This is a genomic window from Bradyrhizobium sp. NDS-1, from assembly GCF_032918005.1.
GTDB lineage: Bacteria > Pseudomonadota > Alphaproteobacteria > Rhizobiales > Xanthobacteraceae > Bradyrhizobium > Bradyrhizobium tunisiense.
Genome location: NZ_CP136628.1, coordinates 272,238 through 287,873, shown reverse-complemented (window position 1 = coordinate 287,873; position 15,636 = coordinate 272,238). Strand labels below are relative to the sequence as shown.

At 66.3% G+C, this 15,636-nt stretch carries 13 protein-coding genes and 1 tRNA gene; 6 read left to right on the top strand and 8 right to left on the bottom strand.

Going from position 1 to position 15,636, the window contains the following annotated elements; translation table 11 throughout:
• Nucleotides 1-48: 48 nt before the first annotated feature.
• On the top strand, nucleotides 49-1,101 hold the full coding sequence (locus RX330_RS01355) for a polysaccharide deacetylase family protein (RefSeq protein ID WP_212082539.1): 1,053 nt from the start codon (nucleotides 49-51) through the stop codon (nucleotides 1,099-1,101).
• Nucleotides 1,102-1,172: 71 nt separating this feature from the next.
• Here the strand turns inward: RX330_RS01355 and RX330_RS01350 are convergent, their stop codons facing one another.
• From RX330_RS01350 to RX330_RS01325, 6 genes are all read right to left on the bottom strand, one after another.
• On the bottom strand, nucleotides 1,173-1,565 hold the full coding sequence (locus RX330_RS01350) for a hypothetical protein (RefSeq protein ID WP_317241818.1): 393 nt from the start codon (nucleotides 1,563-1,565) through the stop codon (nucleotides 1,173-1,175).
• A 109-nt stretch (nucleotides 1,566-1,674) separates the two neighbouring features.
• Nucleotides 1,675-3,339 carry a hypothetical protein gene (locus tag RX330_RS01345; protein ID WP_317241817.1) on the bottom strand — a complete coding sequence of 555 codons (1,665 nt, stop codon included), beginning with the start codon at nucleotides 3,337-3,339 and terminating at the stop codon, nucleotides 1,675-1,677.
• A 131-nt stretch (nucleotides 3,340-3,470) separates the two neighbouring features.
• Nucleotides 3,471-3,546: transfer RNA gene (locus tag RX330_RS01340), tRNA-Thr, on the bottom strand.
• Nucleotides 3,547-3,646: 100 nt separating this feature from the next.
• Nucleotides 3,647-5,377 (bottom strand): heme biosynthesis protein HemY, encoded by a 1,731-nt coding sequence (locus RX330_RS01335; protein ID WP_317241816.1) that lies wholly within the window; start codon nucleotides 5,375-5,377, stop codon nucleotides 3,647-3,649.
• A gap of 36 nt (nucleotides 5,378-5,413) precedes the next feature.
• Nucleotides 5,414-6,607 (bottom strand): hypothetical protein, encoded by a 1,194-nt coding sequence (locus RX330_RS01330; protein WP_317241815.1) that lies wholly within the window; start codon nucleotides 6,605-6,607, stop codon nucleotides 5,414-5,416.
• Between the two features lie 87 nt (nucleotides 6,608-6,694).
• A complete protein-coding gene (locus tag RX330_RS01325) occupies nucleotides 6,695-7,441 on the bottom strand; it encodes a uroporphyrinogen-III synthase (RefSeq protein WP_317241814.1) in 747 nt (248 codons plus the stop codon).
• Between the two features lie 152 nt (nucleotides 7,442-7,593).
• Between RX330_RS01325 and tsaD the strand changes: the two genes are divergently transcribed.
• Genes tsaD through RX330_RS01310 form a run of 3 tightly spaced genes read left to right on the top strand, consistent with a single transcriptional unit; the run spans nucleotide 7,594 to nucleotide 10,066 of the window.
• Nucleotides 7,594-8,667, top strand: coding sequence for a tRNA (adenosine(37)-N6)-threonylcarbamoyltransferase complex transferase subunit TsaD (gene tsaD / locus RX330_RS01320; protein ID WP_212082552.1), 1,074 nt, complete (start codon nucleotides 7,594-7,596; stop codon nucleotides 8,665-8,667).
• A 2-nt stretch (nucleotides 8,668-8,669) separates the two neighbouring features.
• A complete protein-coding gene (locus RX330_RS01315) occupies nucleotides 8,670-9,650 on the top strand; it encodes an NAD(P)H-dependent glycerol-3-phosphate dehydrogenase (RefSeq protein ID WP_317241813.1) in 981 nt (326 codons plus the stop codon).
• Nucleotides 9,651-9,652: 2 nt separating this feature from the next.
• Nucleotides 9,653-10,066: an EVE domain-containing protein gene (locus RX330_RS01310; protein WP_212082558.1), complete on the top strand. Its 414-nt coding sequence runs from the start codon at nucleotides 9,653-9,655 to the stop codon at nucleotides 10,064-10,066.
• 78 nt (nucleotides 10,067-10,144) lie between these two features.
• On the opposite strand, the gene RX330_RS01305 is transcribed toward RX330_RS01310, so the two are convergent.
• Nucleotides 10,145-11,239, bottom strand: a complete 1,095-nt coding sequence (locus RX330_RS01305) for an adenylate/guanylate cyclase domain-containing protein (protein ID WP_317241812.1) — start codon at nucleotides 11,237-11,239, stop codon at nucleotides 10,145-10,147.
• Between the two features lie 102 nt (nucleotides 11,240-11,341).
• On the opposite strand from RX330_RS01305, the gene RX330_RS01300 reads away from it, so the two are divergent.
• Nucleotides 11,342-11,797 carry an SRPBCC domain-containing protein gene (locus RX330_RS01300; protein ID WP_317241811.1) on the top strand — a complete coding sequence of 152 codons (456 nt, stop codon included), beginning with the start codon at nucleotides 11,342-11,344 and terminating at the stop codon, nucleotides 11,795-11,797.
• Nucleotides 11,798-11,804: 7 nt separating this feature from the next.
• Here RX330_RS01300 and RX330_RS01295 read toward each other — a convergent pair whose 3' ends face one another.
• Nucleotides 11,805-12,974: a DNA topoisomerase IB gene (locus tag RX330_RS01295; RefSeq protein WP_212082587.1), complete on the bottom strand. Its 1,170-nt coding sequence runs from the start codon at nucleotides 12,972-12,974 to the stop codon at nucleotides 11,805-11,807.
• Nucleotides 12,975-13,374: 400 nt separating this feature from the next.
• On the opposite strand from RX330_RS01295, the gene acs reads away from it, so the two are divergent.
• Nucleotides 13,375-15,321: an acetate--CoA ligase gene (gene acs, locus RX330_RS01290; RefSeq protein WP_212082590.1), complete on the top strand. Its 1,947-nt coding sequence runs from the start codon at nucleotides 13,375-13,377 to the stop codon at nucleotides 15,319-15,321.
• The last annotated feature ends 315 nt before the right edge of the window (nucleotides 15,322-15,636 follow it).

Below are 15,636 nucleotides of genomic sequence, written 5' to 3'. Positions count from 1 at the left end.
CGCGCGGGAAATTCCGCTCCTTTGGTTGCGTAATTGGAAAGAATAGCGATGCGTAATGCGTTGGGCCTGATGCTGGCCAGTGTAGTTGCGGCGGTCGTGATTGCCGCCGGCGGTTGGTTTTATTATTCCACGCGCGCCGATCAGGGCGCCCCCAAGACAGTTGCCGCCCGTGCTGCCGATCCGTTGCCGGCACCGGCGAAGCTCGCCGCCAAGGACGACGTCCAGACCACCGCGACGATCGCAGCCAAGCCGGCAGTTGCCCCGGCGGCGGCACCCGCCCCCGTCATGCCGGTGCAGTCGAAGCAGGTCTGCGCCAATCCGAACGCGCTGGGCGTGTCCCGCGTCGTCGAGATCGACACCACCGGCGGCCCCGGCTTCGGCTTCGAGCACTTCAAGCAGTTCGACTTTCTCACTGAGAAGGAAGTCGTGCTGACCTTCGATGACGGTCCGTGGCCGGTCAATACGCCCACGGTGCTGAAGGCACTCGCGGACGAATGCACCAAGGGCCTGTTTTTCTCGGTCGGCAAGCACGCGACCTATCATCCGGAAATCCTGAAACAGGTGCTGGCCCAGGGCCACACGGTTGGCACGCACACCTGGTCGCATGTCAACCTGAACAGCAAGAAGATGACGGAGCAGCAGGTCAAGGACGAAGTCGAGAAGGGCTTCAGCGCAGTGAGATTTGCGCTCGGCACCAACCCGGCGCCGTTCTTCCGCTTCCCGCAGCTTCAGCACAACCCCGCGATGGTGGCCTATTTCGGCACCCGAAACGTCGCGATGTTCTCGACCGAAATCGACTCCTTCGATTTCAGGAAGGGTGCCACCCCGGAGAAGATCGTCGAGACCGTGATGACCAGGCTCGACAAGCTCGGCAAGGGCATCATCCTGATGCACGACTTCCAGAAGAACACCGGCCTCGCCATGCCGACGCTGCTCGCGCGGCTCAAGGCCGGCGGCTACAAGGTCGTGCAGATGAAGGCCAAGACGAGCCTCCAGACGCTGCCGGAATATGACGAGGCGCTGATGAAGGACATGAAGGTGCCGACCGCTGGCACTAACTCCCGTCCGATCGCAAGCGTGGTGCAGACGATTTCGCAGTAAGCTCCAGCGAAGGCTCCCTCAATACGCGCATGGCCGGGCTCTTGCCCGGCCATTTGCTTTGGGTGAGCGACTTACCAATAGATGCCGTGGCGGTGCAGCTCGCTGATGATGCGGCGCTCGGTCCAGCTGCGCTTGGGCTTCGGCTTGTCTGCCTTCGCCGCGGTCCTGGTGGCGGGCTTGCTCGTCGCGACCGGCGCCGAGGTGGTGGCAGGCGCGGCCGCCGCAGGTGCAGCCGTGGTGGCCGGTGGCGCTGAGAGCGACACGGCCGGCGGACGATCGGAATATTTCGGCGCCTCGGTGGCCGGCGCTGGCTCGCTCACCTGTGCCGTAGTCGCCGACGTCGGCGCGGTCAGCGGAGCCGGGGTCTGAGCGCCCGACGCTGACAGCGACAGGCTGCGGGAGCCGTCCGCCTGGGCGGATGCGGCGGTCAGCACCATGGCGGCAACCAGAATGATCTTGCGCATGTGGAAGTCTCCCCGTGTTGGCGTGACCGGGACATTACGGGGGGTGCGCGTGGGTTTAAGTGATTGGCCTCACACAATCGCGGTACAGTTTCGGACCCGCCGGCTGCGATCAACACCCGCGCCGATAGACCCGCAAGCTCACGTCCGGAAAGCTCACGTCCGGAAAGCTCATGCTGTCGAGCAGGCAAACGCCCTTCTCCGCGTCCATGCGGGCGATGAGCTCATCGCCAACGCGCGGCCCGACCAGCGTGTGCTGGATCGAGCTCGAGAGCACGAGAATCTCCGACTTCAACAATGCATCGCCCGTTTCCTGCGCGCTCCGGAAATACAGCTCGTCGCGTACGACGAGATCCATCTTCGCCTGCGCCGCGTAGAGCTGGATGGCCGCCGACGTCACCGGATAAGGGCTGGAGAAGCCGACATAGAGCGGGCCGGGCGTTTGCGGCTTGATCTCGCGCAGCAGCGACCAGAGCCGCCCGGTCGCGAGGCGGATGCTCTCCTGCTGCTGCGCGCTCAGCGGTGTCGCCGTGCTGATCTGACCGATGACGACGTGCCTGAGAAAGAGCTGAAGAACAAAGGCGAGCGCCAGCACCCGCCAGGCGGCGAGAAGGTAGCGGCGGATGTCGTTGCGGAGGCCGAAGCGGATGAGCAGCTCTTCAATGAGCGCCATGCTGGCGCAGCCGTTGAGCACCATCGCGACGATGAACACGCCATAGAACATCGCGCCGAAATAATAGGTCTTGATCGCCGCGACGGATGGAATGGCATAGGCGATCAGCACAGCCGCGAGCAGGACGGCGGCGTCGCGCAGCGCGGCGCTTCCGCAGATGGCCGCCAGCACCAGACGCAGCAGCATCAGGCCCGTCCCGACGGCGAACCAGTAATGCAGACCGAACTGACCTTCTCCGCCGATCGAGAAGCGCAGCAAACCGGCCGAGAAACTTTCGCCTGTCGTCCAGAGGTCGCGCTGGCCGACGAAAACGTGAAGGATGTAGGTGACGGTCTCGACCAGAGCAGGCCCGATCAAGAGCGCCGTTGCCGCAAGCAGCGGCAACACGAACCACAGCAGCGCAGCGAGCGCCTGGCGGATCGAGATGCGCGATCCGCCGGCCTCCAGGCCATCGACGAACAACCTGATCGCAAATGAACTGCCGAGCAGAGCGAGCGTGGCAAAGAACGCGGTCGGCTTGATGCTGACGGCCAGTGCGCAGGCAATGCCGAGACCGGCCAGGGCACGCGCGCTCCGATCGAGCACGCCGCGGTGAACGATCGCCCCGGTCGCAAGGCCAATGGCAAGACCCGAGGGCAGATCCGGTCGCGCCTCGGTCACCGTGTGCCACAGCACCGGGACGCAAGCGACCGCGATCAGGCAGGCCGCGATCTCGAGCACGGGCCGCCGCCACGCCAGCCAGACGATCCCGAGCAGAAATGCAAAGACCAATACAGCGTGGACGAGATAAGGCCCGATGAAGCTGCCGGGAAACAGCGCAAACCCCGTGATCGCCACCATCGTCGAAAACGGCGCGTGGTCGTGAAGCAGAGTCCAGCTACTTGCGGCGATGCTCCGGTCACCGACCGCATTCATCCACCTGATGGCATCCAGGAAATAGGAGACGTCGTCATAAAGCGGAGGAACGGACAACCGCCCGCGCAGCTGCGAGACGCCGAGCGATCTCGAGGCGACGATGGCGGTGATGCCGGCGGCGAGACTGACGAAGCCGAAGATCCGCAGCCATGCGCTCCAATTCGTCCTGGCCGTCGTCTCGGTACCCACCACTTGCCCCGTTGCGCGGATTTCCGTCCCTAAGGCATCGTAGTGACACAAGGGCGGAGCGCAACGCGCGTGCCGGCCTCAAGGAGCAAAGCGCTGGCGCTGGTTTGGGAGGACCGGATGAACCGAGGCGCTGGTGCCGCAAGAGGGATTCGAACCCCCGACCCCGTCATTACGAATGACGTGCTCTACCGACTGAGCTATTGCGGCTAACCCTGCCGGGGCCTGGGCGATGCCGGCCCCGATACGCGCGCTCCTGATATCGGGCATGGCCCGAATTGGCAAGGACAAGCGGGGTTCGAAATGCGGCTCACGCGCCCCAGCGGGACCAGAATCCGCGCCAGCCCCCGGCCTGGGCCTTGGGTGTACCGATTTGTTCCGTAAATTCGTCGCTCGGACCCTCGTCATCGATCCCAGGATCGTCCGGAGCCCGAACGATCGGGATGACGGCTGGAATTGGCGCTGCCGCGGGTTTGCCGAGGTCGACGCGGGTCCTGAACACCGGCGTTGCCGCCGGCGGCGTTGATTCGGTGGGTTCGGGGGCCGGTTGGGCCGGTTCGGCATGCGCGACTGCCGGCTCTTCTTTGACGATCACGGGCGAATTGTCCTGGGCGGCCGGCGCCGGGGCTGTCATCGTCGGTTCCACCTCGCTTTCGCTAGGGGTCGCCGTCACCCGCTTCGGCGGCGGCGCCGCCAGCATGGCTTCCTCGAAGGCGGAGGATTCGATCGTGGTGCCCCTGTCCGAGGGCAGGCTCGCGACCGGCGTCTGCCACTGGAACGCATCGAGCCGGCCGGTGACCGGGGAGACCGGACGCCAGCGGTCGCTGACATAGCCGTCCGCGGTCCAGGCCGGATCGTGGCGGGCGCGCACCGCGCGCAAGGTCCATGCGCGGGCGCGGCCGCCGTCGCCGTGCTCGGTGCGCTCGATCTCGGCCATCAGCAGCGCTATGCGCTGGGTCGGATCGCTGACATATGGCGCCAGCACCTCGCGCGCGCGGGCAAACTCGGCGGCGTCGATCGCGGCGCGCGCGATGGCGATCTGACCCTCGATATGGCCGGGCGCGTTCGCAGCCGTCTTGGCCGCAAGCGTCTCGACGCGCTGCAAGCGGTGCCACGCGGTATCGCCGAGCTTCACATGCGCGTAGGCATCGGCGAGATCGGGATGCGGATTGGCGAGCCAGGCGGTCTCGACCAGCTTCATGGCACGGCGCACCTGATGCGCCTCGCTCTCGAATTTTGCGGCAAGCACTGCGGCCGGCACCAGGGTCGGCGCGAGCTTGATCGCCTCCATCACGCTCTCGCGCGCGACGTCGCGGTCCATGGTTTGCAGTTCCAGCGCCCGTGCGGTGAGCAGCACGCCGCGCTGGCGGCGATAGGCCGGCTTGTCGATCAGGCCCGCGGACAGATTCGAATCGAGGATCGCGAGCGCGCCGCTCCAGTCGCCGCGCGCGCAGCGGAAGCCGAGCACCGCATGCGAGGCCCAGGTCGAGGACGGCGACAGCTTGATCGCTTCCTCGGCGATCATCACGGCGCCGACCACATCGTCGGCGCGCTGCGCCTCGATGAACAGGCCGCGCAGGCCGAGCAGGCGCGTATCCTCGCGCTCGGCCATGGCACGGAAGACGCGCTGCGCCTCGTCGCGATTGCCTTCGAGCTGCGCTGACTGCGCATGCAGCAGCAGCGCGAGCGGATCATCCGGGGCATGCCGCCGCGCCGCCACGGCATGACGGTGGGCGAGCGCCGTGTCGCCATGACCGATCGCGAGCAGGCCGTGGGTGATGGCGTGGCGGCCGCGGGCGTGGCGCTTGTCGTGGCGGCGGCGGCGCATGCGGCCCGGCAATCGCCATGTCGCTGTCAGGATGCTCCAGAGCAGGACGATCGCAACGGCAAAGATGCCGAGAAGGAGCACGAACACGGGAATGGTCGGCGAGGCGCGCCAACCGCCCCAGGTCATGACGACTTCGCCGGGCTGGTCAGCAACCCAGGCCGCGCCGGCCGCCGCAAGCGCGATCAAGACGAGGAAGAGGACAATGCGAAGCATGGCGATCCCTGTTACGCGCCGATGATTGCGCGAATCCTATTGAGCAGATTTGGCGAGATCCGCCATGGCATCGTCGGCGAATTTGCGGGAGGCGGCGAGCGCGGCGTCGCGGGCATCGGCCTTGTCGAGCCAGGCCTGCGCAGGCGCGCGATCGGCCTCCGGCAGCGTCTTGAGCTCACGCCGCGCTTCCACGAAATCATTGCGAAGCGCCGCGGCCGTCACCCGCGTGACGATGGCGCCGCGATCGTTGCCGACGCCGTCGGTGCGCTCGATGCGCACGAACTTCGACGCTCCCGCCTGGAGACGCTCGACGATGCCCGTGCCGCTGGTCTGAGCTTCCGCCGGCGGCGACAGTTTGGGTACGATGTTGAGGAGCTCGCGGCTCAACGCGACCGGGGTCGGGATACCCGACGATGCAAATGTCTCGAGCGGCTTCAGCATATCAGGCTTGGCGGCGAGCGAACGCGCCGCGGACAGCTGCGACTGATAGGGGTCGCCATGGCGAACGGCGACGTCGAGCAGGGCGGCCGCCACCACAGAGCGCAGCGGCTTGTCATCCCTCGCTTTCGCCTCGGCGATCTTCTCGCCCTGCTGCGCGAGCTCGGCACGTTCGGATTTGCTGGCGCGCTCGAGCTGGGCGATGCGATCTTTGAGAGCGGAAAGATCGGGCGCAGTCGTGGCGGGCGCCGATTTCGCATCGTTCAATGCGCTCGCGGTCTTGTCGAACTGCGTACGCAGATTGGCGACGTCGCTGCGCAAGCTGCCTGCGGATTTCTCCAGCGCGTCGATCCGCGCCGCCATGGCCGGATCGGCGACGGGCTTGCCGGCCCTGGCTTCGACCGCCGCTACACGGCCGCTCAGCGCATCGACCGAGGCGCTGGTGACTTGCGGCGCGGCCGGCGGCGCCTGCACGGCGGGCCAGCCCAGCATCCAGCCGACTGCGATCACGACCACCGCGGCGACAGCGCCGGAGAACGGCGCGACGACCCAGGGCGAAATGGACGACGCGGGCGCCTGCGCTTCGATACGCTCCGGCTCTGCGTCAATCTGGTCGGATTTTGCCTGCTCAGGCCCGGCGTGTTCCGGCGCTGGCGTGGCCTCGGCCCCGACCGCCGGCTCCTGCGGCTGGGTCGAGACTTCGGTGGCTTCGAGGTCGATGGTGGGCGGCGTGCGCTTGGCACGACCACTGTCGGGCGCCAATCCTGCGTCTTCAGGCTTGTCGTCGGCCATCGTGACGGTTCCTCACACTTCCATACCATTAAGTCCTTGGGCACGGGCCCTTAGGGGACCCGATGACGTCGGATTCGGCCCGACCTCTTACGCCAAACGGGTACGCAACGCACGCTCCAAGGTGGCAAATAGGGCATTTTCGTCCGGTGTCGCGGCGACCAGAACCTGCGACGCGCCGGCATCGCGTAGCGCACTGGCAACCGTCTCGGACAGGCAGCATTGCGGTATCGCCAGCGCCGAGATTTCGACGCCTTCGTCCCTCGCCGCATCCAGGAACGCCCGGGCGCTGCGCTGGGAGTAGTGCAGCACCGCCTCGACCCCGTGGGCGGCAAAGCCCTCGCAGACCTCGCGCGGCAGATGCTTGACCGGCGTCATGCGATAGGTCGTCCGCGTGACCACGGAGAAACCCTCCGCACTGAGCTCGCCGCTAAGGTCGCGCGACAAATCCGCGCCCGCGAGATAAAGCAGCGTGCACTTTTTCTTCAGCACCTTGTCGCGCGCAGCCTGCATCACCTTGTCCCGCAAGGACGCGGCATCGCCGCCGGCGACGATCACCTCGGCAAAGCCGGCGCCTCGCGCCGCTGCAGCCGTATGCTCGCCGACCGCAAACAATGGCAGCTCCAGGAGGCCAAGGCCCCGCAATTGTGCTGCGACGGCACGAACCGCGTTGGCCGACGTGACGATGACGGCGGCGTAGGGCGTTTGACTTTCGTCATGGAAGACGACCGGCTCGAATTTGAGCGCAGGCGCAAGAAGCACCGCATGCCCCCGTGCACGCAGGCTTTCCGCGGTCGCCTCGTTGTCGGGATGCGGCCGTGTGACAAGAATGGACATCGCAAGTGTTCCCGAACCAATTGGCGGTGACCCATGACGAGAACGGATTGCTTCGTGACGATTGCGCAATCTGTCCCCGGAATGCTACCGGACGTACCAGAACTCTGCTTTACGGATGAGCGCAAGGGCGCAAATTGGATAACAATTCGCCAATGCTGGTACTGGGCATCGAAACAACCTGCGACGAGACTGCCGCGGCCGTGATCGAGCGCGCGGGCGACGGCAGCGGCAAGATCCTGTCCAACATCGTGCGGTCGCAGGTCGAGGAGCACGCCCGTTTCGGTGGCGTGGTGCCGGAGATTGCCGCTCGCGCCCATGTCGACCTGCTCGACGGCATCGTCGATCGCGCCATGCGGGAGGCCGGCATCGGCTTCGCCGAGCTCAATGGCGTCGCGGCCGCCGCGGGACCGGGCCTGATCGGCGGCGTCATCGTCGGGCTCACCACCGCGAAAGCGATCGCGATGGTGCACGACACACCGCTGGTCGCGGTAAATCATCTGGAGGCGCATGCGCTGACGCCGCGCCTCACCGACGGAATCGCGTTTCCCTATTGCCTGTTTCTCGCCTCCGGCGGTCACACCCAGATCGTCGCGGTCATCGGCGTCGGACAATATGTGCGGCTCGGCACCACCGTGGACGACGCGATCGGCGAGGCCTTCGACAAGGTCGCGAAGATGCTGGGCCTGCCCTATCCCGGCGGCCCGCAGGTCGAGCGCGCGGCGGCGAGCGGAGATCCCACCCGCTTTGCGTTTCCGCGGCCGATGCAGGGGCGCCCTGATGCCAATTTCTCGCTGTCGGGATTGAAGACCGCAGTGCGCAGCGAAGCGAGCCGGCTCGCCGAGATCACGCCACAGGACATCAGCGATCTCTGCGCGAGCTTTCAGGCCGCCGTGCTCGATTCGACGGCCGATCGGCTGAGCGTCGGCCTCAGGCTTTTCCACGACAAGTTCGGCGCGCCGAGCGCCCTGGTTGCGGCCGGCGGCGTCGCCGCCAATCAGGCCATACGCGGCGCGCTCGACGACGTCGCGAGGCAGGCCGGGACGCAATTGATCATGCCGCCGCCCGCGCTCTGCACCGACAACGGCGCGATGATTGCCTGGGCTGGTGCCGAGCGCCTCGCGCTCGGCATGACCGACACGATGGACGCCCAGCCCCGCGCGAGGTGGCTGCTCGACGCGAACGCAATAGCGCCGGCAGGCTACGGCAAGACGCGGGCGGGATATTAGCGATGTCAGCGTTCCAATCCGTCGCGGTGATCGGCGCGGGCGCCTGGGGCACGGCGCTGGCGACCGTCGCGGCACGGGCGGGGCGCAGCGTGACGCTCTGGGCACGCAATGCCGAACATGCCGCACGGATCGCCTCGACCCGCGACAACCCGCGGCTCCCGGGTGTGCAGATCGCTCCGGATATCGTGGTCACAAACGATCTGGCGCTCGCCGCGCGCGCGGACATGCTGCTGATCGCAACACCGGCGCAGCATGTCCGCAGCGCGGTCAACATGCTGGCGTCGCATCTGCCAGGGCCTGCACCGATCATTGCCTGTGCCAAGGGTATCGAGCACGGCACCCACAAATTCATGACCGACGTGATCGCCGAAGCCGCGCCCCACGCCCAATCGGCCATTCTGTCGGGCCCGAGCTTTGCCGACGATGTCGCGCGCAGCCTGCCGACGGCGGTGACGCTGGCAGCAGGCGATGAGACCTTGGCGAGCGCGCTCGTGCAGGCACTGGGCTCGCCGACATTCCGTCCCTATCACTCCACCGACATCAGGGGCGTCGAGATTGGCGGCGCGGCCAAGAACGTACTGGCGATTGCGGTCGGCATCGCGGTCGGGCGCAAGCTCGGCGCCTCCGCCCAGGCTGCACTGACGACCCGCGGCTTTGCCGAGCTGACGCGCCTCGGCCGCGCCATGGGGGCGCGCAGCGAGACACTGACGGGCCTGTCCGGCCTCGGTGATCTCATTCTGACCTGCTCGAGCCCGCAATCACGCAACTTTGCCCTTGGCCTTGCACTCGGTCGCGGAGAGCAGCCGCCCGCCGGCAAACTCGCCGAGGGGGAATTCACCGCGCCGGTCCTGATCCAACTCGCAGCTTCGCAAGATATCGAGATGCCGGTATCAGAAGCCGTCGCCTCGATCCTGAGCGGCCGGAGCACGATCGACGCCGCGATCTCGGGGCTGCTGACGCGCCCCTTCAAGGCAGAGGAATAAACATGGCGTACTGGCTGGTGAAATCCGAACCGTCGGTGTGGTCCTGGGACCAGCAGGTGGCAAAGGGCGCCAAGGGCGAGGCCTGGACCGGCGTGCGCAATTACACCGCGCGCCAGAACCTCGTCGCCATGAAGAAGGGCGACAAGGCGTTCTTCTATCATTCCAACGAGGGCAAGGAGATCGTCGGCATCGCCGAGGTCATCAAGGAGGCCTATCCGGACCCGACCGACAAGACCGAGAAATTCGTCTGCGTCGACATCAAGGCCGACAAGCCCCTGAAAACGCCGGTGACGATGGCCGCGATCAAGGCCGAGAAGAAGCTCGCCGACATGGCGCTGGTGAAATATTCACGCCTCTCGGTGCAGCCGGTGACGGCGGAAGAGTGGAAGCTCGTCTGCAAGATGGGCGGAATGTAGCTGCAGGTGCGTAGCCCGGGATAAGCGAAAGCGACGCCCGGGACCACTGCTACCCGCATATCGCGGCGCTCATGCGGGCTACGATACGTTCGCTTGCGCCTCCGGCAGCGCAAACACCTCGCACGGCGCAGCAATGCCGCGCAGCGTATGCGGGCCGAGCGCGACCAGCGGCATGTCCGTCTCGGCTGCCAGTGCGCCCGATGCCAGCACGGTCCGCCCCAACGGCTTGCACATTCCTTCCAGGCGGCTGGCGAGATTGACGGCGGGCCCGATCGCCGTGAAATCGAGCCGGTTGGCCGCGCCGATATTGCCCCAGAGCATCTCACCAAGATGCAGCGCGGCACCGAACGCCAGCGGCGGCAGGCCCTTGGCGCCGCGCTCTGCGTTGAGATAGGCCATCCCGGCCTCGGCCGCGCCTGCAGCACGCAGAGCGGCCTCGCAGGCGCGGCGCGGTGATGCCTCGACCACCGGAAAGATCGCGAGCACGCCGTCGCCGATGAATTTCAGCACCTCGCCGCCGAAAGCGTGGACGGCGCCCGCGATACGATCGAACCAGGCGTCGAGCGCGGCTATGACCTCGCCAGGCGGTGAGGCTTCCGAGAGGATCGTGAAATTGCGCAAATCCGCATAGAGCAGCGCGGCCTGAATGGTCTCGCCGAGATCGCGCCGCAAGGGTGCCGCCAGCACCCGCTCCGCGCTGCGCTTGCCGAGATAGGCATCCAGCGTCGCCCGCAACGTGGCGCGGGCGGCGAGCACGGCGAGGGGCGCCGCGGCAAAACGCGCGGCCTGGCGCAATTGCCCGATCTCGTCTGCGGTGAACGGCCGCGGCGCGATCCAGCCGAGCAGCGGCCCATCTTGCCGTCCGACGATATCTTCGTGCACTTCCCCGCGCGCGATGTCGCGCAACCAGCGGCGACCGGCGTCGGTCGGCGGGTCCGGTGCGAGGCCACCAGGCGCGAAGCCGAGCGCTTCGATCACCTGACCGCTATCGGCGCGCCACAACCAGGTCCGCTTCGCGATCAGTGGATGCGGCACCTCCAGCGTGAGGGCGCCCGCCGCGAGCGGCACGCCGTCCGCGATCAGATGTGCGCCGAGTTCCGCGAGTAGCCGGTCCGCCCCGGGGCAATCCGAGGCGGCATCGACGAGCCAGGCGAGGGTCGGGGACAGCTGCATGGCTCGATCATGGCGATGGCCGGCCAGGTTTGTCACGGGCAATCCTTGACGGGCCGCTTCGGCCCCGCCATGTGCCAGTATCAGCCCCAGGGATGATCGCCGATGACCGAGCAATTCGTAGTGCGACGCGAGACCCAGATTGCAGCCCCGCGCGCCACCGTCTTCGCCTATTTGACCGATCCCGAGAAAATCCTGAGCTGGATGGGTTCAGACGCGATCACGGAGCCGCATCCCGGCGGGCTCTATGTGCTCAAGGGCGTCGGCCCACGCGACGGCGGCGCCCGCGGCACATTCCGCGAGGTCGTGCCGGTGCATCGTCTCGCCTACACGTTCGGCTGGGAGGCCGGCCAGGAAGTGCCGCCCGGCTCGAGCCTGATCGAGATCGACCTGATCGAACACGATGGCGGCACGCTGCTGCGCATGACCCATAGCGGCCTGCCGAGCGAAGCACAGGCCGCCGCGCACGCGACGGGGTGGGCGCATTATCTGGAGCGGCTGACGATCGCAGCGGCGGGTGGCGATCCCGGCCCGGATCGGGGCATTTCCAACAAAGCGTAGCGCGACGTTACACCGCCGCTGTCGCGACCACCTGCGCCAGCAGTTGCTCGCGCCGCGCCTGCGAACGCTGGCCCTTCATGGTCGCGGCAAAGCGTTCGAGGATGCCGTCCTCGAACGCGGTGACGATGGTGTCGTGGACGTAGCTCTTGCGGCAGATCGCCGGCGTGTTCGAGAGCTTGTCCGCAGCGGCGCGGATCGCGTCCAGCACCTGCTTCTTGCGGCCGCGCTGGCTGGTTGCCGGCGTGATCCGCGACAAGGATTCCACGACGACGGCAGACGCCATCAGCGTACGAAAATCCTTCAGCGAGATCTTGATGCCGGCGATCTCGCGCAGAAACGCGTTCACCTGCGTGGTGCTGACCGCGCGCACGACGCCGTAGGCATCGCGATACTGGAACATGCGCTTGCCGGGGACGCCCTGCAAAATGCCGATGGCGCGCACCAGCTTGGCGGCGTCGCACTCTTTCCGCACGGCCTTGCCGCCCTTCGCCTTGAAGGTCAGCACGAAGCTGTCGTCTTCCAGCGTAACGTTGGACTTCAACAGCGTGGTCGCGCCGCGGGTGCCGTTGAGGCGGGCGTAGGATTCGTTGCCGGGGCGGATCGCGGTGCGCGCGATCAGCTCGATCACGGCCGAGAGCGCAAATTCACGCGTCGGCTCGTCGCCCGAGAGGAACGCCGAGACCTTGCGCCGGATCTTCGGCAGCGCGCCGACGAGCTTTTCCAGGCGATGCGCCTTGCGATGCTCGCGAATCTTTTCCCAATCGGCGTGATAGCGATATTGCAGCCGGCCCGCGGCATCGCGTCCCACCGCCTGGAGATGCAAGCTCGGATCGGCGGAGTAGCGCACCTCGCGATAGGCCGGGGGCACCGCCATGGCATGCAGCCGGCGGATGGTGCGGGCGTCGCGGATGTGTGCGCCGTTCGGACGGACGAAGGAATAGCCCTTGCCGCGCTTGATGCGGCGGATGGTCAGCTCGTTCTGGTCGCCGAGCCGCAGGCCGAGCTCCCTTGCGAGCGCCTCGACCGTCGCCGCGGGCGCCGTGTCGAAGACTTTCTTCGGGCTCGGACGCCTGAACGAGGCCGGTTTCGGCCATTGTCCGAGGGCCTTGGCGAGGGCAATGGCCGCAGGATCGGCTGAAGCGGGCCGCATCGTCCCGAGATTCTGCTGATCCATCATAGTGTTAAGCCTTGACCCTGTCTGTTACCGTTCAATGCCGCTGTTGTAATTTTTGTTCCAAGGGGTCTCTCCGGACCCGGGTTGGCCATTTAGGGTGTTCCGAACCGCATTGCGAGTCCCGAATCGGTGAGAAGCGGTTTCTAAATACCGCCCGCGGCGCATGGGCACCCTGCGCGGCTGATTTTGGCGGTCTGGGTAAATACCGAAAGGCCGGGGCCCTGGCCTGTTTCAGATCTGCGACACTCGTGCCGCGGGCCTTGATCCTCCGCATGGCAGACGGCCCGCCGAAGGTCCAGCTTGTGCTCCTTGTCGGGTCCGGTTAGCCCGACGCATAATCAGTCAATGATCAAGTCGGCTCGCCAGTCGCTAGCGCTCGGCCTGCCGTAGGTGGAGGGAAAGCATGTCCGAGAAGATCTATGACGTCCCCGCGGAGTGGGCGAAGCGCGCCTGGGTCGACCAGGCCAAGTACAAGGAGATGTACGCTCGCTCGATCTCGGACCCCAACGGTTTCTGGGCGGAGCAGGCCAAGCGCATCGACTGGATGAAGACGCCGACGAAAATCGAGAACGTCTCCTTCGCGCCGGGCAACATCTCGATCAAATGGTTCGAGGACGGCGTCCTCAATGTCGCCCATAACTGCATCGACCGGCACCTTCACACGCGCGGCAACCAGACCGCGATCATCTGGGAAGGCGACGATCCCTCGCAATCAAGGCACATCACCTACAAGGAGCTGCACGACGAAGTCTGCCGGATGGCCAACATCCTGCGCACCCGCAACGTCGGGAAGGGCGACCGGGTCACCATCTACCTGCCGATGATTCCGGAAGCGGCCTATGCGATGCTCGCCTGCGCGCGCATCGGCGCCATCCACTCCGTGGTGTTCGCAGGCTTCTCGCCGGACAGCCTCGCCCAGCGCATAAATGACTGCCAATCCAAGGTCATCATCACTGCCGACGAAGGCCTGCGCGGCGGCAAGAAGGTGCCGCTGAAGGCCAATGTCGACGCGGCCCTCACGAAAGCCGACGGCGTCGACTGGGTCGTCGTGGTCAAGCGCACCGGCGGCAAGATCGACATGAACCCGACGCGCGACCTCTGGTATCACGAGGCGGCGGCGATGGTGACGACGGAATGCCCGGTCGAGCACATGCATGCCGAGGATCCGCTGTTCATCCTCTACACCTCGGGCTCGACCGGCCAGCCCAAGGGCGTGCTGCACACCTCCGCAGGTTATCTCGTGTTCGCCTCGATGACGCATCAATACGTCTTCGACTATCACGACGGCGACATCTACTGGTGCACTGCCGACGTCGGTTGGGTCACCGGCCACAGCTACATCCTGTACGGGCCGCTGGCGAACGGCGCGACCACGCTGATGTTCGAAGGCGTGCCGAACTACCCCGACAATTCCAGGTTCTGGAACGTCATCGACAAGCACAAGGTCAGCATCTTCTACACCGCGCCGACCGCGATCCGTGCGCTGATGCAGTCGGGCGACGAGCCCGTGAAGAAGACCTCGCGCGCTTCGCTCCGCCTGCTCGGCTCGGTCGGCGAACCCATCAATCCGGAAGCCTGGGAGTGGTATCACCGCGTGGTCGGCGACGACCGCTGCCCGATCGTCGACACCTGGTGGCAGACCGAGACCGGCGGCATCCTGATCACGCCGCTGCCGGGCGCGACCAAGCTGAAACCGGGTTCGGCAACGCAGCCGTTCTTCGGCGTGGTGCCCGAAATCGTCGATGCCGACGGCAAGGTGCTGGAAGGGGAGACCACCGGCAATCTCTGTCTCACGCGGTCATGGCCGGGCCAGATGCGCACGGTCTACGGCGATCACGCCCGCTTCGAGCAGACCTATTTCTCGACCTACAAGGGCAAGTACTTCACCGGCGACGGCTGCCGGCGCGACGCCGACGGCTATTACTGGATCACCGGCCGCGTCGACGACGTCATCAACGTCTCCGGCCACCGCATGGGCACCGCGGAAGTCGAGAGCGCGCTGGTGGCGCATGAAAAAGTCTCGGAGGCCGCAGTGGTCGGCTTCCCGCATGACATCAAAGGGCAGGGCATCTACGCCTATGTCACCCTGATGTCCGGCGTCGAGCCGACCGAAGACCTGCGCAAGGAACTCGTGACCTGGGTGCGCAAGGAGATCGGCCCGATCGCTTCGCCCGACCAGATCCAGTTCGCGCCGGGCCTGCCCAAGACCCGCTCCGGCAAGATCATGCGCCGTATCCTGCGCAAGATCGCCGAGGACGAGCCGGGCAGCCTGGGCGATACCTCGACCCTGGCCGATCCCTCCGTGGTCGATGATCTCGTCAAGAACCGGCAGAACAGGAAGTCAGCGTAAGCATCGCTCTCGTGCCCCGGACGTAGCCCAGCAGCGCAAGAGCGCCGCGGCGCGTCCGGGACACGGGGCTGCCTCCGCGCCCACGCCCGCGTAACAACAGCCGTTCATACCCTCGCGTCCTTGTCGGGGCCCACGAGGCGAGCCCGCATCTTTCCTGCCGAGTGTTGTTTTCAGGTCATTTACTTTATTTCGAACATTTCCTTTGTTCCCCGTGCTGGCTGGCCGTTGGTGGCCGCGCTTGGAAACCATCCGGTTAACAGGCGCGGTTAAGAATAGGTGGGCGAGGCAGCGATTGCCGGTTCTGCGTGATTTTGG